The 21589-nt window shown below is 68.5% G+C and carries 21 protein-coding genes; 4 read left to right on the forward strand and 17 right to left on the reverse strand.

Going from position 1 to position 21589, the window contains the following annotated elements; translation table 11 throughout:
- Positions 1-2: 2 nt before the first annotated feature.
- Complete coding sequence (locus tag AC6LJ5_RS05485; protein WP_498139993.1) at positions 3-935, reverse strand: LysR family transcriptional regulator; 933 nt, start codon at positions 933-935, stop codon at positions 3-5.
- Between the two features lie 118 nt (positions 936-1053).
- Between AC6LJ5_RS05485 and AC6LJ5_RS05490 the strand changes: the two genes are divergently transcribed.
- On the forward strand, positions 1054-2562 hold the full coding sequence (locus AC6LJ5_RS05490; protein ID WP_498139994.1) for a CoA-acylating methylmalonate-semialdehyde dehydrogenase: 1509 nt from the start codon (positions 1054-1056) through the stop codon (positions 2560-2562).
- A gap of 94 nt (positions 2563-2656) precedes the next feature.
- Here AC6LJ5_RS05490 and AC6LJ5_RS05495 read toward each other — a convergent pair whose 3' ends face one another.
- The 11 genes from AC6LJ5_RS05495 to AC6LJ5_RS05545 form a co-directional block, all read right to left on the reverse strand.
- Positions 2657-3406 (reverse strand): sulfite exporter TauE/SafE family protein, encoded by a 750-nt coding sequence (locus AC6LJ5_RS05495; RefSeq protein WP_498139995.1) that lies wholly within the window; start codon positions 3404-3406, stop codon positions 2657-2659.
- Positions 3407-3475: 69 nt separating this feature from the next.
- Positions 3476-4474 (reverse strand): Bug family tripartite tricarboxylate transporter substrate binding protein, encoded by a 999-nt coding sequence (locus tag AC6LJ5_RS05500; RefSeq protein ID WP_498139996.1) that lies wholly within the window; start codon positions 4472-4474, stop codon positions 3476-3478.
- 152 nt (positions 4475-4626) lie between these two features.
- On the reverse strand, positions 4627-5529 hold the full coding sequence (locus tag AC6LJ5_RS05505) for a LysR family transcriptional regulator (protein ID WP_233772613.1): 903 nt from the start codon (positions 5527-5529) through the stop codon (positions 4627-4629).
- 48 nt (positions 5530-5577) lie between these two features.
- Positions 5578-6426 carry an amidohydrolase family protein gene (locus AC6LJ5_RS05510; RefSeq protein ID WP_392408959.1) on the reverse strand — a complete coding sequence of 283 codons (849 nt, stop codon included), beginning with the start codon at positions 6424-6426 and terminating at the stop codon, positions 5578-5580.
- 52 nt (positions 6427-6478) lie between these two features.
- Positions 6479-7159 carry a fumarate hydratase C-terminal domain-containing protein gene (locus AC6LJ5_RS05515; RefSeq protein ID WP_103271375.1) on the reverse strand — a complete coding sequence of 227 codons (681 nt, stop codon included), beginning with the start codon at positions 7157-7159 and terminating at the stop codon, positions 6479-6481.
- Positions 7153-8088, reverse strand: coding sequence for a fumarate hydratase (locus AC6LJ5_RS05520; protein ID WP_103271376.1), 936 nt, complete (start codon positions 8086-8088; stop codon positions 7153-7155). The genes AC6LJ5_RS05515 and AC6LJ5_RS05520 overlap by 7 nt, the downstream gene beginning before the upstream one ends.
- Before the next feature lie 10 nt (positions 8089-8098).
- Positions 8099-9838 (reverse strand): L-aspartate oxidase, encoded by a 1740-nt coding sequence (locus tag AC6LJ5_RS05525; RefSeq protein ID WP_103271377.1) that lies wholly within the window; start codon positions 9836-9838, stop codon positions 8099-8101.
- A 1-nt stretch (position 9839) separates the two neighbouring features.
- Entirely contained in the window at positions 9840-10184 is a 345-nt protein-coding gene (locus AC6LJ5_RS05530) for a succinate dehydrogenase/fumarate reductase transmembrane subunit (RefSeq protein ID WP_103271378.1), read from the reverse strand.
- Positions 10181-10516 carry a succinate dehydrogenase gene (locus tag AC6LJ5_RS05535; RefSeq protein ID WP_498139997.1) on the reverse strand — a complete coding sequence of 112 codons (336 nt, stop codon included), beginning with the start codon at positions 10514-10516 and terminating at the stop codon, positions 10181-10183. The genes AC6LJ5_RS05530 and AC6LJ5_RS05535 overlap by 4 nt, the downstream gene beginning before the upstream one ends.
- Before the next feature lies 1 nt (position 10517).
- Positions 10518-11252, reverse strand: a complete 735-nt coding sequence (locus AC6LJ5_RS05540) for a succinate dehydrogenase/fumarate reductase iron-sulfur subunit (RefSeq protein WP_498139998.1) — start codon at positions 11250-11252, stop codon at positions 10518-10520.
- A 217-nt stretch (positions 11253-11469) separates the two neighbouring features.
- The gene (locus tag AC6LJ5_RS05545; RefSeq protein WP_392408955.1) at positions 11470-11934 is read right to left on the reverse strand and encodes an Lrp/AsnC family transcriptional regulator; all 465 of its coding nucleotides are present in this window, start codon (positions 11932-11934) and stop codon (positions 11470-11472) included.
- Between the two features lie 215 nt (positions 11935-12149).
- Here AC6LJ5_RS05545 and AC6LJ5_RS05550 point away from each other — a divergent pair, with 215 nt between their 5' ends.
- Positions 12150-12785, forward strand: coding sequence for a LysE family translocator (locus AC6LJ5_RS05550; protein WP_498139999.1), 636 nt, complete (start codon positions 12150-12152; stop codon positions 12783-12785).
- Between the two features lie 51 nt (positions 12786-12836).
- Positions 12837-13739, forward strand: coding sequence for an EamA family transporter (locus AC6LJ5_RS05555; RefSeq protein WP_103271383.1), 903 nt, complete (start codon positions 12837-12839; stop codon positions 13737-13739).
- Positions 13740-13760: 21 nt separating this feature from the next.
- Here AC6LJ5_RS05555 and AC6LJ5_RS05560 read toward each other — a convergent pair whose 3' ends face one another.
- The 5 genes from AC6LJ5_RS05560 to AC6LJ5_RS05580 all read right to left on the reverse strand — a co-directional run bounded on the left by AC6LJ5_RS05560 (position 13761) and on the right by AC6LJ5_RS05580 (position 20439).
- The gene (locus tag AC6LJ5_RS05560; protein WP_103271384.1) at positions 13761-14753 is read right to left on the reverse strand and encodes a Bug family tripartite tricarboxylate transporter substrate binding protein; all 993 of its coding nucleotides are present in this window, start codon (positions 14751-14753) and stop codon (positions 13761-13763) included.
- A 157-nt stretch (positions 14754-14910) separates the two neighbouring features.
- Complete coding sequence (gene otnI / locus AC6LJ5_RS05565) at positions 14911-15696, reverse strand: 2-oxo-tetronate isomerase (RefSeq protein ID WP_498140000.1); 786 nt, start codon at positions 15694-15696, stop codon at positions 14911-14913.
- 86 nt (positions 15697-15782) lie between these two features.
- Positions 15783-17885 carry a TonB-dependent receptor domain-containing protein gene (locus AC6LJ5_RS05570; protein ID WP_498140001.1) on the reverse strand — a complete coding sequence of 701 codons (2103 nt, stop codon included), beginning with the start codon at positions 17883-17885 and terminating at the stop codon, positions 15783-15785.
- Between the two features lie 137 nt (positions 17886-18022).
- Positions 18023-19111, reverse strand: coding sequence for a M14 family metallopeptidase (locus tag AC6LJ5_RS05575; protein WP_498140002.1), 1089 nt, complete (start codon positions 19109-19111; stop codon positions 18023-18025).
- On the reverse strand, positions 19108-20439 hold the full coding sequence (locus AC6LJ5_RS05580) for an MFS transporter (protein WP_498140003.1): 1332 nt from the start codon (positions 20437-20439) through the stop codon (positions 19108-19110). Before AC6LJ5_RS05580 ends, AC6LJ5_RS05575 begins: the two co-directional genes overlap by 4 nt.
- 166 nt (positions 20440-20605) lie before the next feature.
- Between AC6LJ5_RS05580 and AC6LJ5_RS05585 the strand changes: the two genes are divergently transcribed.
- Positions 20606-21514, forward strand: a complete 909-nt coding sequence (locus AC6LJ5_RS05585) for a LysR substrate-binding domain-containing protein (RefSeq protein WP_498140004.1) — start codon at positions 20606-20608, stop codon at positions 21512-21514.
- Positions 21515-21589 lie beyond the last annotated feature (75 nt).

Genomic DNA, 21589 nt, shown 5'->3' on the forward strand with positions numbered 1-21589 from the left:
ACCTACTGTGCTTCAGGCGCGGACAGGGCCTCCCGGACATGCTCGACGAACAAGGACACCACGCGCGGCACATGCGGCGTATAGGGCCTGACCGCGTACAGCCGGTCGGCGAAGTCGCCTTCCACCCGCCAATCGCCCAGCACCTCGACCAATGTCCCGTCGCGCAGCGCCGGACCCGCGCTGAAATCGGGCAGCAGCGCGATGCCGACGGAACCCAATGCGGCCTCTCGCAATACCTCGCTGTTGTTGGCCGCGAAGCTGCCCCGGACCGGCACCTGCACGCGCTCGTCCGCCCCCGGACGCCGGAACGCCCAGGCCGCCGCGCCCGAGCGCCGCAGGTAATGGATGCAGTCGTGCCGCTCCAGATCCGCCGGCACGGCGGGCGTGCCGTGCTCGGCCAGGTACCGAGGCGTGGCGACCAGCACCGAACGTATCTCGCCGATCAGCGAAGCCACATGCGTGTCGGGCACCTCGGCCACGTGCCGGATCGCCAGGTCGAAACCCTCGGTGGCCAGCGCGGCCAGTCGGTCGCTCAGGTCCAGCTGGATCTGCACGTCCGGGTAGCGCTTGAGGAACGCCGGAATCAGCGGCGCGATGACCTGCCGCCCCAGCGCCACCGGCGCCGTCATGGCCAGCACGCCCCGGGGCCCGGCCGACAGGTCCTTCACGGCCGAGTAGCCCGCCTCGATGCGCTGGAACGCGGCGGCGGTCTGCTCGACCAGGTGCGCGCCCGCCTCTGTCAGGCTGACGCCGCGCGTGGTGCGCCGCACCAGCGGCAGCCCGACGGCCTTTTCCAGCTCGGCGATGCGCTGGCTGACCGAGGCCTTGCTGAGCTGCAGACGCAGGGCGGCCGCCGTGAAGCTGCCGGTCTCGGCCAGGATGCCCAGGCAGTGGATGTGCGACCACAGGTCTTCCAATCGTCTTGCTCGTTCCATGCGCATTCCGTTGTGCAGAATTCCAAACACTGATTCCAGCGTATCGGTCTCGACGGCCGCGACGCGTTCAGCGACATTGCGGGCTGGTCCAGCCATTCCCCAACTCCAGGAGCACAGCATGAACGCAAGCATCGTCGGCCACTACATCGGCGGCCAGACCGTGCCCGGGCAAGGCGCCCGCCAGCCGGTCTACAACCCCGCCACCGGCGCCGTCGCCCGCCACGTCGCCCTGGCCACGCCGGACGAGGTGGCCCGCGCCGTCGCCAGCGCCCAGGCCGCCTTCCCCGCCTGGGCGGACACGCCGCCGATCCGCCGCGCCCGCGTCATGTTCAAGTTCCTGGAGCTGCTGAACCGTCACCGCGACGAACTGGCCCACCTGATCACCGCCGAACACGGCAAGGTCTTTACCGACGCGCAGGGCGAAGTGTCGCGCGGCATCGATATCGTCGAGTTCGCCTGCGGCATTCCCCAGCTGCTCAAGGGAGACTACACCGAACAGGTCTCCACCGGCATCGACAATTGGACCATGCGCCAGCCGCTGGGCGTGGTGGCCGGCATCACGCCCTTCAACTTCCCGGTGATGGTGCCGATGTGGATGATCCCCGTCGCCATCGCCGCCGGCAACACCTTCGTGCTCAAGCCCAGCCCCATCGACCCCAGCCCGTCGCTGCGCATCGCCGAACTGCTGAAGGAAGCCGGCCTGCCGGACGGCGTCTTCAACGTGGTGCAGGGCGACAAGACGGCCGTCGACGCGCTGCTGGAGCATCCCGACGTGAAGGCACTGAGCTTCGTCGGCTCCACCCCGATCGCCAATTACATCTACGAAACCGGCGCCCGCCTCGGCAAGCGCGTGCAGGCCCTGGGCGGCGCCAAGAACCACATGGTGGTGATGCCCGACGCCGACATCGACCAGGCCGTGGACGCGCTGATCGGCGCCGGCTACGGCTCGGCCGGCGAGCGCTGCATGGCCATCAGCGTGGCCGTGCTGGTGGGCGACGCGGCCGAGCGCTGCCTGCCCAAGCTGATCGAGCGCACCAAGGCGCTGAAGGTGCTGGACGGCGAGAACCTGGACGCCGAGATGGGCCCCATCGTCACCCGCGCCGCCCATGAGCGCATCAGCGGCTACATCGCGCTGGGCGAGCAGGAAGGCGCCAGGCTGCTGGTGGACGGCCGCGGCTTTCGCGGCGCGCAGGCCGGCGCGGGCTGCGACGACGGCTTCTGGCTGGGCGGCACGCTGTTCGACCATGTCACGCCCGACATGCGCATCTACAAGGAAGAGATCTTCGGCCCGGTGCTGGGCTGCGTGCGGGTGCCGGACCTGAAGGCGGCCGTCGATCTCATCAACGCGCACGAATTCGGCAACGGCGTGGCCTGCTTCACCCGCGACGGCAACGTGGCGCGCGAATTCGGCCGCCGCATCCAGGTCGGCATGGTGGGCATCAACGTGCCGATCCCGGTGCCCATGGCCTGGCACGGCTTCGGCGGCTGGAAGCGCTCGCTGTTCGGCGACATGCACGCCTATGGCGAGGAAGGCGTGCGCTTCTACACCAAGCAGAAGTCCATCATGCAGCGCTGGCCCGAGAGCATCGCCAAGGGCGCGGAGTTCGCCATGCCGACGGCGAAGTAGGCCTCGTGCACGGGCGGCGCGATGCCGCCGCCCGTGCCCCAAACCACGGACATGACGGCATGCCGGACGCGGCGACCGCGCCATGCCAGCGCCATCACGCCGGCGACATCCACCCGCGATAGATCGCCCCCGCGCCAGCCACCGCCAGCAGCAGGAAGATGAACCGCTGCAAGCGGGCCGGCGCCACCCGCGTCCTGAGGCGCGATCCGGCGTACAGCCCGGCCAGCGCCACGAGCAGCAGCAAGGCAGCGCTCTTCAGCATGGCCGGCTGCGTATACAGCCCGGCAGCGGCGAAGGCCCCGGCGCGGACGACGCCGCTGGCCAGGATGACGACCGAAATCGTGGCGCGGAACGCGTCCAGCGCGGCGATGCGGCGCGACAGGTAGATGGTGTAGATCGGCCCGCCCGTGCCGAACAGCGCGCTGAACACGCCGCCGAACATGCCGAACGGCAGCGCCCAGGGCGTGGGCAGCGGCTCCTGGCTGGCGCCCCGGCCACCACGCAGGCCGCGCGCGCAGACCGTCAGCACGAAACAGCCCAGCACGATCAGCGGCCAGCGCGCACCGGCATTGCGTAGCAGCGTCACGCCCAGGAAGATGCCCAGCAGCATCCAGGGAAACAGCCGCGCCAGCTCCGCCCGCGACACCTGCCGCCAGTTCCGGCCGCCAACCAGCGCCGTGCAGGCCAGGTCGAACAGCACGACCAGCGGCACGGCGAAGGACAAGGGCATGAACTGCGCCAGGATGGGCACCGCGACCATGGCGGCGCCGAATCCCGTCATGCCGAACACCACATACGCGGTGAAGACGACGGGCGCGGCCAGGGCGATGAGGTCGGCGGGCATGTCGCGATCTGCCTACATGAAAGTCAAAGGGAATGACGCGCGCCAGCCATCGGGACGGCGCGCGGCGTTTCAGTTCGCCGTGATCTGCTTTTTCCGGACCAGCGCCTGCCAGCGGGCCGACTCCTGCACGATCTCCTCCTTGAGCGGACCGGGCGGCCTCACCGCAGCGGACATGCCCTGCTCCTCGAAGTAACGCTTCATGCCGGGCTGCTCCACGGCTGTCTTGAGATCGGCCAGCAGCCGGTCCACGATGGGCTGAGGCGTGCCCGCCGGCGTCATCAGCGCGAACCAGCCGGTATATTCGAAGCCGGGCACGCCCGCCTCGGCCACGGTGGGCACATCCGGCAGCAGCGGCGAGCGCTCCTTGCCCGTGACGGCCAGCGCGCGCAGACGGTCGCCCTTGAGCAAGGGAGTGATGGCATTGATGTTGGCGACGGCCACTTCCACCACGCCCGCCATCAGGTCCGAATAGGCCGGCCCTTCGCCCTTGTAGGGTACGTGCACCAGCTTGACGCCCGCCGCGTCGCTGAAGGCCTCGCCCGCCATGTGCGTCTGGCTGCCCACGCCGGCAGAAGAGAAGTTGAGCTTGCCCGGCCGCGCCTGGGCATAGGCGATCAGCTCCCGGATGTTCTTCACCGGCAGGCCGGCGTTCACCGTCACGACCATGGGCCCGCTGGCCACCTTGCCGACCAGGCTGAAGTTGTCCAGCGAATACGGCAGCTTGCCGTAGATAAACTGGTTGACGGTGAACATGCTGCCCGATGCCAGCAGCAGGGTATAGCCGTCGGCGGGCGACAGGGCCACCGCCTGCGCACCCACGCTGCCGCCGGCGCCGGCGCGGTTCTCGACGATCACGTTCTGCTTCAGGCGCTTGCCCAGCTCGGACGCCAGCGCCCGCCCCAGGAAGTCCGTCGCGCCGCCGGCCGCGAAGGGCACGACGATGCGGACGACCCGGTCGTCGGGCCATTGCGCGCGCGCCGGCGTCGCGAGCAGCGGCGTCAGCATCAAGGCACAGGCGAGCGTCCTGGCGAAACGCCTGCGGTGTTGGGGGTGAACCATGTGCGGCATGTCAGTCTCCTTGGATTCCCGGACCCGGGAGCCCTCCGGTGCGTGCCGGCGGGCGTTTTTACAGGCAACAGCGTTTCTTGAGGCAACAGCTCTCCCTCGGGCCGATCGGCCCGACGTATACCGGAGGAAGTTACGTGGAATGCGACGGTTGCCTAGCGCGAGCCGGCCCGTTCTTTTTCTTGGCTGTCGGCGCAAACCGACTTCAGCGCCTCGAGCAGCAGGCGCGAAAGATGAGACCTCGGGTTCTCCTTGGGAACCAGGATGCCCAGCCGTCGGGTCACCGTCGGCGAGCCAAAGGGAATCACGCGGATGGTGGCGGGGAACTCGTTCTTCACGCCCCGGGCCGGCACCACCGAGGCGCCCAGGCCATTGGCGACCATGGCCACCACGCCTTCCAGGTTGTCGATCTCCATGGTCGAGCGCACCACGATCTGGCGCCGCAGGATCTCCTCCTGCACCAGGTGGCCGACGCGCGCCAGGCGATTGAAGCGCACGTAGGGCGTCTGCTCCAGCACCTCCTGGTCGCTCGCGCCCTTGACCGAGCGGTGGGCGATGACGACCAGCTGCTCATCGACGAAGGGCAGGAAATCCAGGTCCGATCGCGGCACCTCGGGCTCGGTCACGATGGCCACGTCCAGCTGCCGGTGGTGCACCGCGCGTTCCAGGTCGTGCGTGAGACCCGTGGTGACGTGAACCTCCAGGCCATGGCCCTGCTTCTGCAGATGGCGCAGCGCCAGCGGCAGTACGCCGGAGGCGCAGGTATGCACGCTGCCCAGCTTGAGCAGGCCCGCGCCGGTGCCCTTCTTCAGCGCCGCGCTCATGCTTTCCCAGTGCGCGATCAGGTCGCGCGCGCGGTGCACCAGCGCCAGCCCGGCGTCGGTCAGGACCGGCGGACGGCGGCTGCGGTCGAAGATCGCGATCTCCAGTTCCTCTTCCAGCGCCCGCACCTGCATGCTGACGGCCGACAACGACAGGCCGATGCGATTGCCGGCCTCGGCGAAGCTGCCGCAGTCGGCGATCGCGATCAGGGTGTAGAGCGTCCGGATATCCATCATGCGGGCCTTGGTTCAGGGCGGGGTGGGCGACACGGGGTGGGCGACAGTCTATGGGTTCCGCGCCGGGATGCCCAGCAGCCTGCACGCATTGCCGCCCATTATCTTCCTCAGGTTCTCTTCCCTGATCGGCAGGCTTTCGAACCACGACTTGTATTCCCGCACCGGACAGAACGGGAAGGAACTGGCATAGAGCATCCGGTCCGACAGGAAGCCATCGGCCGCCTTCACGTATTCCTCCCAGCCCGGCATGCGCGAGAAGTACATATCGGGCGACAGCCACAGGTTCTGGCGTCGGAAGCCCAGGTGCAGGATCTCGTTGACCCAGGGCCAGCCGCCATGCGCGACCACCACGTTCAGGGTCGGGAAATCGGCCAGCACCCGGTCGGTGCGGATCGGGTCCGAATAGCTCAGGTCGGGCCCGGCCGTGCCGCCGACCATCATGATGACGGGCACGCCCACGTCCTCGCAGTGGCCATAGATCGGATACAGCCGCCGGTCGTCGGCGTGCATCGGCACGGGGTAGGAACCCGGCTCGATATTGATCAGCCTGAAGCCGTCCGCCAGCGCCTGGTCGATGGTCCGGCAGGCCCGCCGGCGGTCGGTCGGGTCGATCGAGGCCGCGCCGATGAAGCGGCCCGGATGCGCGGCCACGATCTGGCGCACGTCCTCGTTCGGCACGCTGCCCAGCACGCCGGCCAATCGGCCCACGACCACGCCGGCGTCGACGCCGGCGGCCTCCATTTCCCCCAGCAGCAGGTCCATGGACTGCTGCTGCGCGGCCGGCGAGGGCGTGAAGCCCACGGTGCGCGTGAAGCCGTCGCGCCGCGCGCCGGCCGAGTACATCAGCGTGTCGAGGAAACCGCCGACGGGCGGCCTCAGGCGGAAATCGATGATCATTGCCGTGTCTTCCCTATCCATGTGTTGACGGCCTGGCGCCAGCCGGCGGCCGCTACATCACTTCGTCCTTGCGGTCGTCGGTTTCGCCGTAGCGATGCAGCGCGGGCGGCTTCAGCCCGGCGTAGAGCCGTTCGATGCCCGCGTTGATCGTCTCGGCGTGCTGCGCGAACAGGGAGTTCCCTGCCAGATCGCTTTCCACGATGAAGGGGCCGAAATTCTCGACATCGAACAGCCACATCGCCTGCGCGATGCCCAGCTCGTCCAGCCAGTGCACCTCGCGCACGCGCTTGATGCCGCGCCCCAGCAGCGCGCCGGTGCCGTAGCCCACCGTCGTCAGGTAGATCGCGCCGCCGGGCGCCAGCACCCGCTTGTAGTCGTCCGCCGGCATGCCGCCCTTGCCGATCAGGATGCGGCAGCCGGTTTCCTCCAGCCAGCGCGGAATCCATTTGGAAAAGCGGAACGAGGCCGTGGCCGTGACGGCGCCGACCCGGTAGCCGCCCTGCCCGTCCGGCGCGGCGGCCGGCGAGCAGTGGAAGTTCACGTTGCTGAGCGCGCGCAGGTCCACCGGCGGCGCCAGCCCTTCGTCCAGCACCTTCTTGTAGACGCCCTCGCGCGCCGTGTAGACCAGGCCGTTCAGGTACACGGCCGAGCCCAGCTCCAGCCGGGCGATGTCCTCGGTCCGGGCCGGCAGGTCCAGGTGGAAGACCTTGATGTCATCGTCCTTGCTTACCATTCGACCGTCTCCCGGCGCAGATAGGGGGTGAACCATTGCGGATCGGTTCGATATTCGATGCGGCCGTCGGCGTGGATGCGCGCGGTGGCGCGGCGCGACGACAGGCAGAACGTATGCAGGCTGATCGGCATGCCGCCGGTATGCGTGTAGCCGCATTCGATATGGCAATCGACCACCATGCCCGAGCCGACGAAACCCATCGCGCCCATGCCGATGGCGTTGCCCAGCTTCATCAATTCCAGTTCCAGCTCGGCGACCCTGGGATCCGGATTGCGGTCGCCCACGGTGCGCAGGCAGGCGGCCTGCTTGCCCAGCTGCATGCAGGTGTCCTTGGAGCCGCCCAGGCCGATGCCGACGATGGCCGGCTGACAGGCCAGGCCGCGCTTGCCGAAGGCGATCAGCGTGTCCAGCACGAAGCGCTTGATGCCGTCGATGCCGTCGCCCGGAAACAGCATGCGGTAGTCGGTGCCGAACAGTCCGCCCTTGTGCACGGTGGTGATGTCGATCCAGTCGGCGTCGGGCTCGAAGGACCATTCCACCTCCGGCGCGTTCAAGCCCACGTTGTTGTTGTGATCGGTGCGCCAGAGCGGATGGACGCGGTTGGGCCGCAGCGGGATCGACACCGTGCCTTCGGCGGTGGCGTGGCGCAGCGCGCGCTCGATGGCGACGAAACCCGACTCGACCGAGGCATGGTTGCCGACCTTCACGTAGTAGCGCGGCAGGCCCGTGTCCGCGCACATGGGGCGGCGGTCCTGGTCCGCCGCCTCCCAGTTCTCGACCATGGCGTGAATCACGAAGCGCGGCAGCTTGCCGGTCTCGGTCTTGCGCAGCTCCAGGATGCCCTGTTTGTAATCATCCGGGATCTCGATCGCCGCGCGGCGCATGATCTCCAGCGCGGCCTCCTCGATCTTGTTTATCGGTATCTGCATGGTGCGCGCCTTATGCCTGGGGAGTGCCGGCTTCGCCGTCGATCAGCGACTGGCCGGGTTGAACGATGTCGAAGGAAACCGGAACCATGTCCAGCCGCAGATCGCCGTCCGGCGCGCTGACGCGCGTGTAGCGGCTGGCGTGCAGATCGCCCGGTTCCGGGAAGTCCTCGCGGAAGTGCGCGCCGCGGCTGTTCTCGCGCGCCAGCGCCGACACGGTGATGACCCTGGAGATATCGACCAGGCTTTCCAGGTTGAGCCAGTCGTGCCAGGTCAGGTTATAGCGGCGGTCGCCATCGGCCACGCCGATGCCGCGCAGCGCGGCATGGTGGGCCTCCACGGCGTCCAGGCCGCGCTCCATCGCGGCGCGCTGGCGCAGCACGCCGACGTCGTCCCACATGGTCCGCGCCAGCTGGTCGCGCAATTCATGGATGCGGCCGGCCGGCTTCGAAAAAGGGTATTCCGCGCGCTCGAAGCCGCGCGCGATGGCGCGCGGATCCGGATCGCGCCAGCGGCCGTTCGCGGCCACGTGCGCGGCCATCGAATCGCCGGCGATGCCGCCGAACACGGTGGAGTTCGCCACGCCATTGCCGCCGAGCCGGTTGGCGCCATGCACGCCGCCGCAGTCCTCGCCCGCCGCGTACAGCCCCGGCGACGCGGTCGAGCCGTCGACGTTGAACTCCACGCCGCCCATCAGATAGTGCGCGGTCGGCACCACCTCGACCTTGCCGCCCGCCAGGTCGAAGCCGCAGTCCTTGCAGCGGTTGACCATGCCGGGGAAGGTCCTGGCGACTTTCTCCGGACCCAGGTGGCTCATCTGGATGTACACGCCGCCCATGGGACCGGTGCGTCCGGCGCGCATTTCCGCGTAGATGCCCCGGCTGACCACGTCGCGCGTGGCGCGTTCGCCGCGCTTGTCGTAGTTGGCCATGAAGCGCTCGCCGTCGCCATTGAGCAGATAGCCGCCGGCGCCGCGCAGTCCTTCTTCCAGCACCGTGCCCGTCATGCGGGTGTCGGGGCCGCCCAGCAGGCCCGTCGGATGGAACTGCACCATCTCCATGTCGCGCAGCGACAGGCCGTAGCGCAGCGCCATGGCCAGGCCGTCGCAGGTCTTGTCGCCGGACGGCGTGTGATAGCGATACATCGTCGGCCCGGCGCCGGTGGCCAGCAGCACGGCCTTGGCCTGGATCAGCCGGTAGCCGCCCGTGCGCATGTCGATGAACAGCACGCCGGCGATGCCCGAGCCATCGGCGGCGGGAATCAGCTCGATGGCGCGGTGCTCCTCCAGTTCTTCGACATCCACCGCACGCACCTGCTCCATCAGCCGGTTGATGATTTCGATGCCGGTCAGATCGGCCTTGTGCACGGTGCGGTCGAAGCTCTGGCCGGCGAAGGCCTTGGAATGCAGCGAGCCGTCGGGATTGCGGTCGAAGAAGCAGCCGATCTCGTTTTCCAGCTCGCGCACGCGTTCGACCGCGCCCTCGACCAGGCGCCAGGCCAGGTCCTGCCGTGGCAGCCACTTGCCGCCTTCGATGGTGTCCATGAAATGCCGCTCCACCGAATCGCCGGCGGACAGCGCGACGTTGTAGCCGCCCTGCACCATGCGGGTACAGCCGCACTTGCCCAGCAGCCCCTTCACCGTCACGGTCACGCGCAGGTCCGGATTCGCCTTCTTCGCGTGCAGCGCCGCGAACAGGCCGGCGCCGCCGGTGCCCAGTATCAGGATGTCGGTCTTGTGTTGTTCGATCTGCATCTCAGATGACTCCAGCGATGAACACCAGGCCGATCGCCATCGACACGGCGAAGCCCCAGCCTATCCAGCCGTTGCGGGCATTGCGCGTCGAACGCCAGGGCAACAGTTCCAGCGCCAGCAGGCGCAGGCCGAAACACAGGTGCAACGCCAGCAGCAGGACCAGCCCCCATTCGCCGACCTTCATCGCCGGCATGTCGGACAGCTTCAGGAAGCGGTCGAAACGGGCCTCGTCCAGCGCCATGCCGAGCACGTAGAAATGCACCGGCAGGAACAGCGCCAGCGCCAGGCCGGACAGGCGATGGCCCAGGAAGGCCCAGTACGCCTGGTGATTGCGCGCGGACTTCATTGCAGCAGCCCTCCCACGGCGGCCACCGCGCGCAGGCCCAGGAACAGGATCATGATGCCGAAGGCCAGCCCGATACAGGAGGACGCGCGCCGGCCCAGCCGCAGCCATTCGACCAGGATGTTGCGCAGGCCGATGGGCACGTGGATGGCGACGCAGGCCACGAACAGCCCGTAGAACAGGATCCAGGCCCAGCTGCCCTGGGTACGCGACAGCACGGCGCCGGCGCTCAGGCCGCCGCGCACGGCGTAGATGATGAGTCCCAGATGCACGAGAACGAAAGGCGCCATGGCCATCGCCGTAAGGCGTTGGAGCGCGAACAGGCGGGCCTCCATGTCAGCCCCCCTTGAGCAGGTTGATCAGCGAGCTGCGCTTCAGGCCGGCGATGCTGCCGGTCGGGCTGAGGTCGACCGGACAGTGCTTCATGCAGCTGCCCTGCGTGTGACAGGAATTGCAGCCGCTGCCCGAGGTCGCCTGGCGCAACACGTCCTTGGGATCGGCATGGCGTTCGTCGTTGTACAGCGTCCAGGCGCGGTTCAGCGCCGCCGGCCCGAGATACTCCGGGTCCCAGGACACCACGTCACAGGCCGCGTAGCACACGCCGCAGTTGATGCATTCGATGGCGGCGTCGGCCTGCTTGCGCTTCTTGCTCTGCGGCGACACCATCGCCGGCGGATCGTGGCGCGTTGCCGTGCCCACGAAGGTGTTGCCGGCGCGCTTCCATTTCTGGAAGAACTCGCGCATGTCGACCACCAGGTCCTTGATGCGCGGCATGTTGCGCAGCGGCTCGATGACGATCACGCCGTCTTCCTCGACCCGGCTCACGTGCGTGCGACAGGTCCAGCGCGGCTTGCCATTGACGGTCATCGCACAGGAACCGCACACGCCCACGCGACAGGCGTAGCGATAGGACAGACCGGGTTCCAGCGTGCGCTGGACTTCGGTGACCACGTCCAGCACGGTCTGGTTGTCGCGCCACGGCACCGAATAGACCGTGAATTCGCCATCGCCGGCGCCGCGTGAGATGCGGACGGTTAGCTGTCGCGGCGTCGTGTTTTTTTCGCTGTCCATGTCTACCCCAAGGCGGCGGTGAGCCATGGGAAGATTCTAGGAATCGCGAATTGATGAATCAATATTAATTAGATTGATATTTTTTGAAGATAAAGCGAGCCCGCCAGAGACGGGAACGCCGGGCGGCCGCCCCCTATCGCGGCGAATCGCTCAAGCAAGTGCAGTCGGAAACACCCGCCTCAGCCATCATGCGACGCCAGTCCGGGCGCGCGGCGCCTCAGATATCCATCGGCACCGCCAGACCGTGCTTGACGCGGTTCATCACCACCAGCGTCGAGAAGCGCTTCACATTGGGATCGCCCCAGAAGTGCTTCTGCGCGAAGGACTCGTACTCCAGCATGTCGCGCATGGTCAGCGTCAGCACGAAGTCCACCTCGCCCGTGACCGACATGCACTGCATGACTTCCGGCGCCTCGGTCATGGCGCGCTTGAACTTGCCAAGCTTGTCGGCGCGCTCGCTCTCCAGCGACACCAGCACCACCATCATGATGCCGCGCCCCACGGCGGCCGGATCGACCACCGACACGTCGGCGGCGACCACGCCGGCGTCGCGCAGCCGCTTCATGCGGCGCAGGCAGGACACGGGCGACAGGTTCACGCGTTCGGCCACTTCCTGGCTGGTGCGCTGGTTGTCTTCCTGCATGCTTTGCAGGATGAGGCGGTCGAAATCGTCGAGTTCCATGGCGGCGTGAGGCGGAGCGTATGCGGTCGCGGATGCAGGCCGGCGGGCCCGTGCGACGATTCTAAACGCACCCAGCGCCTCTGCTGCGTCCAGCACCCCTGCTTTCGACGGAAAACTCCATTTCTGCCCCGTGTAGCGCAGAAAAAAATCAGCCGCCTTGCTTACACTGTGATTCTTGCCGTCCGCGCGCCGCGGGCCTGCCGCGCCAGAATCCCATGCCTTCGCTCCAGTTGTTCCTGTTGTTCCTCGCCGCCGACGCGGCGCTCAAGCTCACGCCCGGGCCCGACATGGCGCTGACCCTGTCCCGTGGCATGACCCAGGGCTTTCGCCCGGCCTTTCTCAGCGTGCTGGGCAACGTGGCGGCCGGTTTCGTTCAAGTACCGGCAGTGGTGTTGGGCCTGGCCTCGGTGCTGCAAGCCTCGCCCCGGCTGTTCCTGGGCGTGAAGGCGGCTGGCGGCCTGTACCTGGCCTACCTGGGCATCAAGGCCATCCTGCGCTGCGCGCGCGACGCCGAGGTCTCGCTCGCGGCCCGGCCCGGCGATGCGCGTGACGCCTTCTGGCAGGGCTTCGTGACCAACCTGCTCAATCCCAAGGTGCTGCTGTTCATGATCGCCTTCCTGCCGCAGTTCACCTCGCCCGAGCAGGGGCCGGTCTGGTCGCAGATGCTGGTGCTGGGCGTCACCATGAAGATCCTGAGCCTGCCCTACGGCAGCTGCTTCGCCTACGGCGCCTCGCGCATCCGCGGCTGGGTGGGGCGCAACTCCTGGTTCCTGCGCGCGCAGCAGGGACTGCTGGGCGCCATCATGCTGGGCCTGGCGGCATATGTGCTTTACTCCACGACCGCGCCCTGAGTCCTTGATTCCCTGTCTTCCGCGCCCGGCCCCTACCTGCTACACGCAACCATGAGCACCGCTACCCTGAACACCGGAGGCGATACCTCCTCCTCCACGCTGGTTCCCGTCCTGTCGCTGATGGCGGCGATGGCGTCCCTGTGCATCGGCACCTCGTTCGCCAAATCGCTGTTCCCGATGGTGGGCGCGCAGGGCACGACGGCCTATCGCATCGTGATCGGCGCGCTGATCCTGCTGGCCATCTGGCGTCCGTGGCGCTTTCCGCTGAGCCGCGCCAACGCGCTGAAGATCGCGCTGTACGGCGTCACGCTGGCCTGCCTGAACCTGATGTTCTACATGGCGCTGCGCACGCTGCCGCTGGGGATCGCCATCGCCATCGAGTTCACCGGGCCGCTGGCGCTGGCGGTGTTCTCGTCGCGCCGCGCCATCGACTTCCTCTGGATCGCCTGCGCGGCGGCCGGGCTGCTGTTGCTGATCCCGACCGGCCAATCGGTGCACGACCTGGATCCCGTCGGACTGGCCTATGCGCTGGGCGCGGCGGTGCTGTGGGCGCTGTACATCATCTTCGGCAAGCGCGCCGGCCATATCCACGGCGGTCAGGCGACCTCGCTGGGCCTGACGGCGGCGGCCCTGGTGGCGCTGCCGGTGGGCGCCGCCCATGCCGGCACGGCGTTGCTGGATCCGTCGCTGATCCTGGCCGGCATCGCGGTGGGCGTGCTGTCCAGCGCGCTGCCGTATTCGCTGGAGATGGTGGCGCTCAAGCGCCTGCCGAACAAGACCTTCGGCGTGCTGCTCAGCATGGAGCCGGCCATGGGCGCGCTGGCCGGCGTGGTGGTGCTGAACGAGCAGCTGTCGGGCAACCAGTGGCTGGCCATCGGCGGCATCGTGATCGCGTCGGCGGGCTGCGCCGCCACCGCCAGACGCCGCGCGCCGCCCGCCCCCGCGCCGGACTGAGACGCGGATGATGCAGGCGTATCAATCGGCGGTGATGCCCTTGCTCCGGATCACCGCGCCCCAGCGCTCGTGCTCCTGCCGCGCATAGGCGCTGAACGCTTCCGGCGTGCTGCCGGTCGGTTCCATGCCTTGCAGCTTCAGCTGCTTGACCACCTCGGGCGCGCGCAGCGCCTGTTCGATCGCCTGGCTCAGCTTCCTGATCACCGGCTCGGGCGTGCCGGCCGGCGCCACCACGCCCTGCCAGGCGGCGGCCTCGAAAGCCGGACCGCCGGCCTGCGCGAAGGTCGGCACGTCAGGCAACTGGTCCGAGCGCCGCGCCGCCGGCACGGCGATGGGGCGCAGCTTGCCGCCCTGGATCAGCGGCCGCGCGGCGGCCAGATCGGCCATCATCAAGGGCACCACGCCCGAGGCCACGTCCTGCAAGGCCGGCGGCGTGCCCTTGTAGGGGATGGCGGTGGCCTTGCCCTTCACCGTTTCCAGGAACAGCTCCATCGCCAGATGGTGCGGGCTGCCCACGCCCAGCGAGGCGTAGCTGGGCGCCTTGTCGCTCTTCAGGTAAGCGATGACGTCGGCCAGCGTATGCAGGTTCGAGTCCGGCGACACCACCAGCACGATGGGCAGGTCCACCAGCGTGGACACCGGCGCCAGGTTCTTCTGCGGGTCGTATGGCAGCTTGCGGTAGAGCCAGGGATTCAGGGCCAGCGTGCTCATGCCGGCCGTCATCAGCGTGTAGCCGTCGGGCGCGGCGCGCGCGGTTTCCTGGGCGGCGACGATGGTGGCCGCGCCGGGACGGTTCTCGACCACCACCGGCTGGCCCAGCGCGTCGGCCACGTGCCGGGCCACGATGCGCGTGGCGATGTCGCTGCCGCCGCCAGCGCTGAAGGGCACCAGCCAGCGGATCGGATGATCGGGGAATTCGGCCGCCGACGCGGGCCGGACGGCGGCCACGGATGCCGCCAGGGCAGCGGCCAGCAAGGCCGCGCGCGGCAGGCGGCGGAAAATGCCTGTGAACATGGGGACTGTCTCCTTATCCCGTTTTACGGCCTGCTTGGACCGTATTTAATTAACATATTAATTATGTTGGCACGCCAGGGCCGGGCAACGCAAGCGTGCGCCAACCGTCTCGCGATCACGCACGGGTTCGAATGTCCGGGGCTCCGATCCGGCGCGCTCACGCGCGGGCGGCGGCCAGCCAGCCCAGGCCATCCGACGTGGCGCCGGCCGGCCGGTATTCGCAGCCGATCCAGCCGCGATAGTCCAGCTCGCGCAGCAGCGCATAGATCCAGGAATAGTTCAGTTCGCCCTGGTCGGGCTCGTGCCGCAGCGGCACGCCGGCGATCTGCAGATGCCCGACGCGGCCGGTGGGCAGGTAGCGCCGCAGCTTGGCGCTGACGTCGCCCTCGACGATCTGGCAGTGGTACAGATCCATCTGCACCTTGAGGTTGGGCGCGTTGACCGACTCGACCACGGCATGGGCCTCGTCCTGACGGTTGAGGATGTAGCCGGGAATGTCACGGGTATTGATGGGCTCGATCAGCAGCGTGACATTACACGCACGCGCCTGCGACGCGGCCCAGGCCAGGTTCTCGCGGTAGCAGTCCAGCAGCGCGGCGCGCGGCGCGCCGTCGGGCGCCAGCCCGGCCATCACATGCACCTGCGGGCAGGCCAGCGCGTCGGCATAGGCCAGCGCCTGCTCCAGGCCAGCGCGAAACTCGTCTTGCCGGCCGGGCAGCGCGGCCAGGCCTCGATCGCCGCGCGCCGCGGCGCCGACCGGCGTGTTGATCAGCACCTGGCGCAGCCCCGCCGCGTCCAGGCGCTCGCGCACGAAGGCCGCCGGCGCTTCATACGGCGACATGCATTCCACGCCAGCAAAACCATCGGCGGCGGCCGCCGCATAGCGGTCCAGGAACGCATGTTCCGTGTACATCATGGACAGGTTGGCGGCGAACTTCAGCATGGCGGGCTCCTGCGCTGCGTGGCGCCGCCCGGTGGCGGCACCCCGCGAACATAGCACAGGGCCGCCGCCCCGCCCTCCTGCCACGACTAGTACGTCAGGCGCATGCCCAGCAGCACGCTGCGGCCAGGCAGCGGCGCCACCGAGGAGATGAACGAGGCATGGTTGTAGGCCAGCCTGTTCAGCAGGTTGGTGCCGCGCAGGTAGACCTCGTAGCCGGTCGAGCCGTAATTGCCGCGATAGGCCACGACGGCGTTGACCAGGTTGTAGCCGGGCGTGCTGTTCTCGTAGGCGGCGATGTCCTTCTGCGAGAACACGCGCGCGTACTCGACGCCGGCCGACCACTGCTGCCACTTGAAGTTGCCGCGCAGGCCGGCGCGCGCCGCCGGGATGCGCGGCAGGTTGCCGTCGCCGCCGGTCAGCTTGCCGCGCACGTAGTCGCCGAAGACGGCGGCCGAGAACACGGGCGTGAACTGATGCCGCAGCTCGCCTTCCACGCCGGTGAACTCGGCGTCGCGCTGGGTGTACTCGATCAGGCGGAAGTCCTCGTAGCGGTCCAGCGTGTTGGCGTAGATGTAGTTCTTCACGCGGTTGTGGAACACGCTGGCGCTGAAAGTGGTTGCGCCCGAGTGCTTGCGCAGCGTCAGGTCGATGTTGTGCGAGGTCTCGCGGCCCAGGCCGGCGTTGCCGATCTCATAGGTGTTGGTGGCCAGGTGCACGCCCTTGGCGTAAAGCTCCTGCGCGGTCGGCAGGCGCTGCGAGCGCGACAGCGACAATGCCGCCGAATACTCCGGCGCGAAGTTCCAGATGGCTGCCGCCGACAGCGAGGTGCCCGACAGGCTGCTGCGCGGCGCGCCGCCCTGGGGCGAGACCGTCTGCCAGTCCTGGCGCGCGCCCAGCTCGAAGCGCCAGTCGGCCAGCTTGTATTCCTCCAGCAGGAAGATGCCGTTGGCGCGCGTCTTGCTGCGCGGCAGGAAGGCTTCCTCGCCGTCCGCGCGGAAATCGCTGTAGGACGTCTGCATGCCCACCACGCCGCGCCAGCCGGCGACGGGCTTGTGCTGCGCCTCCAGGCGCAGGTCGTAGCCACGGTTCTTGAAGGTGGTGCCGACCTCGCCGCCCTCGATCTCCTGGTGCTGGTAGTCGGTCAAGCCGCCGCGCAGGCGGATCTTCTCGATGCCGGCGAAGGGATCCAGGTATTCGGCGCGCAGGTCCGTGCGATTGCTGCGCAGCTTCACGTAGGGCACGCCGCCGCCCTCGGCGCCATGGTCATGGTCGTGGCCGTCCTCGTCGCCATGATCGTGGCCGCCGCAATGCAGATGCGTGCCATGCGGATGGCAGCCTTCGTATTCATGATTGTGCCCAGGCAGGCCGTACTTGCTTTCCAGGTACGTGAAGGCCAGGCCGATGTAGCCGCGCGGCGTGATCCAGGACATGCCCACCGTGCCTTGCGTGGATTCGCTGTACGAGCCGTCCAGCTTGCTGCTGGACCAGTCTGGCACGCGATAGTCGCCGCTGCGGCGCTTCATGCCTTCCACACGCACGGCGAAATTGCCTTCGCCGGCGGTGATGCCGATGGCGCCCGCGCGTTCCTTGGTGCCGGTCGCGCCACGGATCTCGGCCTCGGCGGCGATGCCTTTCTCGGGGACTTCGGTGGGGATTTTCTTGTCGATCACATTGACCACCCCGCCGATGGCGCCGCCGCCGTACAGCAGCGCCGCCGGGCCGCGCAACACCTCGATGCGCTCGGCCAGCAGCGGCTCGGTGGTCACGGCATGGTCGGGCGAAATGGCCGAGGCGTCCATCAGCTCGGAGCCGTCGGACAGCGCCTTCACGCGCGGCGCGGTCTGGCCGCGGATCACCGGACGGCTGGCGCCGCCGCCGAAGGTATCGCTATGCACGCCCGGCAGGCCATCGAGCGTGTCGCCCAACGTGCCGCCGCGCTTCTCGACCAGTGCATCGCCTTCCAGCACGGAGGCCGGCTGCGTGGTGCTGTTCAGATCCAGCCCCAGCGGATTGGCCGATACCGTGACCGGCGCCAGCGTGGCGGCGGCGTCCGCCTGGCCGGCCGCTTGCTGGGCCTGCGCGGTGGCGCCGGAGGCGGCGAGCAACGCCCACGCCAGCGGCCGCAATCCCTTCCCGGCCGCGCCGGCGCGGCGGGCGAAGCGCCGCGATCCCTCTTTCTTTCCCTGCATCTCGATTCCTATGGATGTTATATCATTACGAACAAAAATTAGATGATATAACATTACATAAACAACAAGCGGCAAGGCAAAAAAAAATGCGCGGCCCCGTCGCCGGCGCCGCGCCCTTCCGGATCCGATGCGGACTCTCAGTCGTCTTGCAGGCCGCACAACGCCTGCAGCACCGCCACCCGGCTCTGTCCCAGCACCATGCCGTGCCAATCGGCGTCGCCGCAATAGAAGGCATCCAACGTGGCCTTCAGAATGGCCCGGCGCGCGTCCTCGCTGGCTTCCGGATGCGCGCGCAGCCAGTTGCGGCCACGCAGCGCCTGCACCACGTCGGCAAAGGGCTGGGTGCCGAATTCCAGTGCCATCAGCGTCGGCGTGGACGTCGGGCAGGCATCGTAGATGACGCTGGCCAGTTGGCCCGTGATGTCCACCGAGGCCGAGCTGCCCTGGTAAGGCACGGCGATGTCCGCGCCGTACCAGTGCCGCGCCCGCGCCACTTCGGCCTCGTCGCGCCGGCCGGCGTAGATCTTCTCGCCGTGGCCGCGCGGCCCCAGCCCCGTATGCACGTCGATCCAGCCGATGCGGGAAAAAGCGGCGGCATGTTCCTTCAGGATGCGCCGCATGTTCAACAGCGAGGCCGCCGGGCGATCGCCGCCATAGAACAGGCCGTCGGCATGCGTGTACTGCCCGCGCGAGACGGCCTGGGCGTAGGCGGCCAGGCCATGCTCGGCGATGTAGCGCTCCTGCTCGCGCTGGTTGGCTTCGGTCGGCGGCCAGGACTCGGGCAGCAGCAGCGGATGCAGCGCAGCGTAGCCGGGGTTCTCGGGTGAGGGACGGCCGTCGAAGGGCTGGGCATTGCGGTTCAAGTCGACGTTGCCCTCGTCGGTGCGCGCGATCCACGAAAAGCCATAAGGATTGACCGCGTGCACCAGCAGCAGGGCCACGCCGGACTCGCGCGCGCGAGCCAGCATCGGCGCATCGTCCAGCAGCGCCAGCTGGCAGCCGGAGCCACAGAAGCCTTCGGCGCCGTGCGTGGCGGACGTCATGATCAGCAGCCGTTCGGCCTTGGCGTCGCCGATCAGCGCCACGTCGGTGGACAGGGCCTCGTCCCGGGCGCCGCGCGCCTCGATCGGATACGAGGCCATGCGCGCGGCCACGGCCTTGGCGGCGGCAAGAAAGCGCTCGCGCGCCTGAGCGTAGCTGTCGGAAAAATAGCGGGACTGCATCATGCCTCCTGATTGTCGATGTCATGCCCGGTGCGGTCCTGGATCCAGAACAGCACCACGGTGGAAAGCGTCACGGTGACCATCAAGTACCAGGCCGGCGCCATCGGATTGCGGGTGACGTGCAGCAGCCAGGTGACGAAGAACTGCGCGAAACCGCCGAACACCGAGATGCCCAGCCCGTACACCACCGACATGCCGGTGGTGCGCACCGCCTTGGGAAAGAGTTCGGGCAGCATGGTGATGACCGGCGCGGTCTGCAGCGCCAACAATATCGCAAGCAAGGCGATCACGGTCATCAGCCGCGCGCTGCTCGGCGCCGACACCAGCCATTGGAAGCACGGCAACAGCGCGGCCACGGTGGCGGCTCGCGACCAGAAAATCACGCGCTTGCGTCCCACGCGGTCGGCCAGCAGGCCGACGAAGGGCGCGGCCACGAAACCGATGGCGCCCAGCACCACGCTGGCGGACAGCGTGGACGTGGCCGGCAGGCCCAGTTCCTTGTTGGCGTAGGCCGGCATGTAGAAGCCGATGATCTGGGCGCAGACCATGCCGCCGATGACCAGCAGGATGCCCTTGGCCACCGCGCCCTTGTGCCCGGCCAGCACCCGCCGCAGCGGCTGGTGGTCGGAGCGGGCGCGCGCCGCGCCGGGCGCGGGCTGGGGCTCCAGCGTCTCTTCCAGGTTGCGGCGGATATAAGCGCCCACCGGCACGGTCAGGATGCCGATCACGAAGGGCACGCGCCAGCCCCAGTCCTTCATCTGCTCGGGCGTGAGCGCGGCGGTCAGCAGCGCCACCACCAGCGCGCCCAGCATCACGCCCAGCGACTGGCTGCCGAATTGCCAGCTGGAATAGAAGCCGCGCCGCGACGACGGCGCGTGCTCGACCAGCAGCGTGGTGGACGCGCCGACCTCGCCGCCGGCCGCGAAGCCCTGGATCAGGCGCGCAAGCACCATGATCACCGGCCCGGCGATGCCCATCTGCGCATAGGTGGGCGCCAGCGCGATCAGGCCACAGCCCAGGCCCATCAGCCAAAGCGTCAGCGTCATGGCGGCGCGCCGGCCGTGGCGGTCGGCATAGGAACCGATCAGCATGCCGCCGACCGGCCGCATCAGAAAGCCCACGCCGAAGGTGGCCGTGGTGAGCAGCAGCTGCCCATAGCCCGAGGCGGCCGGGAAGAACAGCGGCCCGATCACCAGCATCAGGAAGGTGAAGACGGTGAAGTCGAAGAACTCCAGCGCGTTGCCGATGGTGGTGCCGGCAATGACGCGCCGGCGCATGGAAGGCGTGTACAGCCCCGGCTGGCCGGAAACGGCCGCGACGGCGATAGACATGGTTTCCCCTTGATGTCCGTTAGGCTCGCGGCGCCCGGCCGGTGATCCCGGTTCCGTATCCGCTGCGATGGCCATGAATATACGGATGGCTGACGATAAGGAAAAGATAGTATTTTCGTTCCAGTGAAAGCTTTTCCTGATACCCCTGCATTCCGGAAGTCCGCCCATGAACCTGCGCCAGCTGCGCACCTTCGTCCTCATCGCCGAACACGGCAGCATCCGCGCCGCCGCCCGCGCCCTGCACCTGACCCAGCCGGCGGCCACGCGCAACCTGCGCGAGCTGGAGCAAAGCCTGGACGCCGAGCTGGTGCGCCGCAGCCCCAAGGGCGTGGAGCTGACCGCCTACGGCCAGGCGCTGTACAAGCGCGCCGTGCTGATCCTGCAGGAAACGCGCCGCGCCCAGGAAGAGATCGGCCAGATGAAGGACGGCGCCGGCGGTTCGCTGCACCTGGCGGTCAGCTCGTCGGCGCTGACCGTGCTGCCGGGCGCGCTCAGGGACTTCCGCCAGCGCATGCCGCGCGTGTCCGTTTCCTTCAACGAAGTCGCGCCGCCGCACAGCCACGAACTGCTCGAATCCGGCCATTACGACCTGCTGGTCCAGACCGAATACGGCGGCCAGATCGACGACGGTTTCACCCGCGCCACGCTCTACGACCTGCCGCTGGCGGTAGGCGCGCGCGTCGGCCATCCGCTGCGCCGCGCGCGCAGCCTGGCCGAGCTGCACGAGGCGCTCTGGCTGGTGCCGGGCAATATCGAGTCGCCGTCCAACCTGCTGCGCCTGGCCTATGCCGCCCACGGCCTGCCGCCGCCCCGCGATGTGATCCCCTGCCAGTCCATCGCCGTGGGCCTGGCCCTGATCGCCGAAAGCGACGCGCTGGGCATCTTCGTGCGCGACCTGTTCGAGCATCAACTGCTGCCGCGCCCCTTGCGCATGGTGCCGCTGGACCACGCGCTGCCCGCCGCGCGCGTATGCATCGTGACGCGCGCCGATTCACCGCCCACGCCGGCGGCCCAGTGCTTCATGGACTGCCTGCATGCGGCGCGCGACGAGCGCGGCGGCAAGGCGGGCGGCTGAAGACGCCACCGCGCCCATTCGCGCCAAGACTCGGCATCACGCAAGCCCGCGCGGACGGACAAAAAAAACCGGGGG

This window comes from Achromobacter sp. 1011791174, assembly GCF_059760925.1.

What these genes read in the sequence shown, in the direction of transcription:
- AC6LJ5_RS05485 (WP_498139993.1), bottom strand. Translation starts at nt 935, where the DNA reads ATGGAACGAGCAAGACGATTGGAAGACCTGTGGTCGCACATCCACTGC.
- AC6LJ5_RS05490 (WP_498139994.1), top strand. Translation starts at nt 1,054, where the DNA reads ATGAACGCAAGCATCGTCGGCCACTACATCGGCGGCCAGACCGTGCCC.
- AC6LJ5_RS05495 (WP_498139995.1), bottom strand. Translation starts at nt 3,406, where the DNA reads ATGCCCGCCGACCTCATCGCCCTGGCCGCGCCCGTCGTCTTCACCGCG.
- AC6LJ5_RS05500 (WP_498139996.1), bottom strand. Translation starts at nt 4,474, where the DNA reads ATGCCGCACATGGTTCACCCCCAACACCGCAGGCGTTTCGCCAGGACG.
- AC6LJ5_RS05505 (WP_233772613.1), bottom strand. Translation starts at nt 5,529, where the DNA reads ATGATGGATATCCGGACGCTCTACACCCTGATCGCGATCGCCGACTGC.
- AC6LJ5_RS05510 (WP_392408959.1), bottom strand. Translation starts at nt 6,426, where the DNA reads ATGATCATCGATTTCCGCCTGAGGCCGCCCGTCGGCGGTTTCCTCGAC.
- AC6LJ5_RS05515 (WP_103271375.1), bottom strand. Translation starts at nt 7,159, where the DNA reads ATGGTAAGCAAGGACGATGACATCAAGGTCTTCCACCTGGACCTGCCG.
- AC6LJ5_RS05520 (WP_103271376.1), bottom strand. Translation starts at nt 8,088, where the DNA reads ATGCAGATACCGATAAACAAGATCGAGGAGGCCGCGCTGGAGATCATG.
- AC6LJ5_RS05525 (WP_103271377.1), bottom strand. Translation starts at nt 9,838, where the DNA reads ATGCAGATCGAACAACACAAGACCGACATCCTGATACTGGGCACCGGC.
- AC6LJ5_RS05530 (WP_103271378.1), bottom strand. Translation starts at nt 10,184, where the DNA reads ATGAAGTCCGCGCGCAATCACCAGGCGTACTGGGCCTTCCTGGGCCAT.
- AC6LJ5_RS05535 (WP_498139997.1), bottom strand. Translation starts at nt 10,516, where the DNA reads ATGGAGGCCCGCCTGTTCGCGCTCCAACGCCTTACGGCGATGGCCATG.
- AC6LJ5_RS05540 (WP_498139998.1), bottom strand. Translation starts at nt 11,252, where the DNA reads ATGGACAGCGAAAAAAACACGACGCCGCGACAGCTAACCGTCCGCATC.
- AC6LJ5_RS05545 (WP_392408955.1), bottom strand. Translation starts at nt 11,934, where the DNA reads ATGGAACTCGACGATTTCGACCGCCTCATCCTGCAAAGCATGCAGGAA.
- AC6LJ5_RS05550 (WP_498139999.1), top strand. Translation starts at nt 12,150, where the DNA reads ATGCCTTCGCTCCAGTTGTTCCTGTTGTTCCTCGCCGCCGACGCGGCG.
- AC6LJ5_RS05555 (WP_103271383.1), top strand. Translation starts at nt 12,837, where the DNA reads ATGAGCACCGCTACCCTGAACACCGGAGGCGATACCTCCTCCTCCACG.
- AC6LJ5_RS05560 (WP_103271384.1), bottom strand. Translation starts at nt 14,753, where the DNA reads ATGTTCACAGGCATTTTCCGCCGCCTGCCGCGCGCGGCCTTGCTGGCC.
- otnI (WP_498140000.1), bottom strand. Translation starts at nt 15,696, where the DNA reads ATGCTGAAGTTCGCCGCCAACCTGTCCATGATGTACACGGAACATGCG.
- AC6LJ5_RS05570 (WP_498140001.1), bottom strand. Translation starts at nt 17,885, where the DNA reads ATGCAGGGAAAGAAAGAGGGATCGCGGCGCTTCGCCCGCCGCGCCGGC.
- AC6LJ5_RS05575 (WP_498140002.1), bottom strand. Translation starts at nt 19,111, where the DNA reads ATGATGCAGTCCCGCTATTTTTCCGACAGCTACGCTCAGGCGCGCGAG.
- AC6LJ5_RS05580 (WP_498140003.1), bottom strand. Translation starts at nt 20,439, where the DNA reads ATGTCTATCGCCGTCGCGGCCGTTTCCGGCCAGCCGGGGCTGTACACG.
- AC6LJ5_RS05585 (WP_498140004.1), top strand. Translation starts at nt 20,606, where the DNA reads ATGAACCTGCGCCAGCTGCGCACCTTCGTCCTCATCGCCGAACACGGC.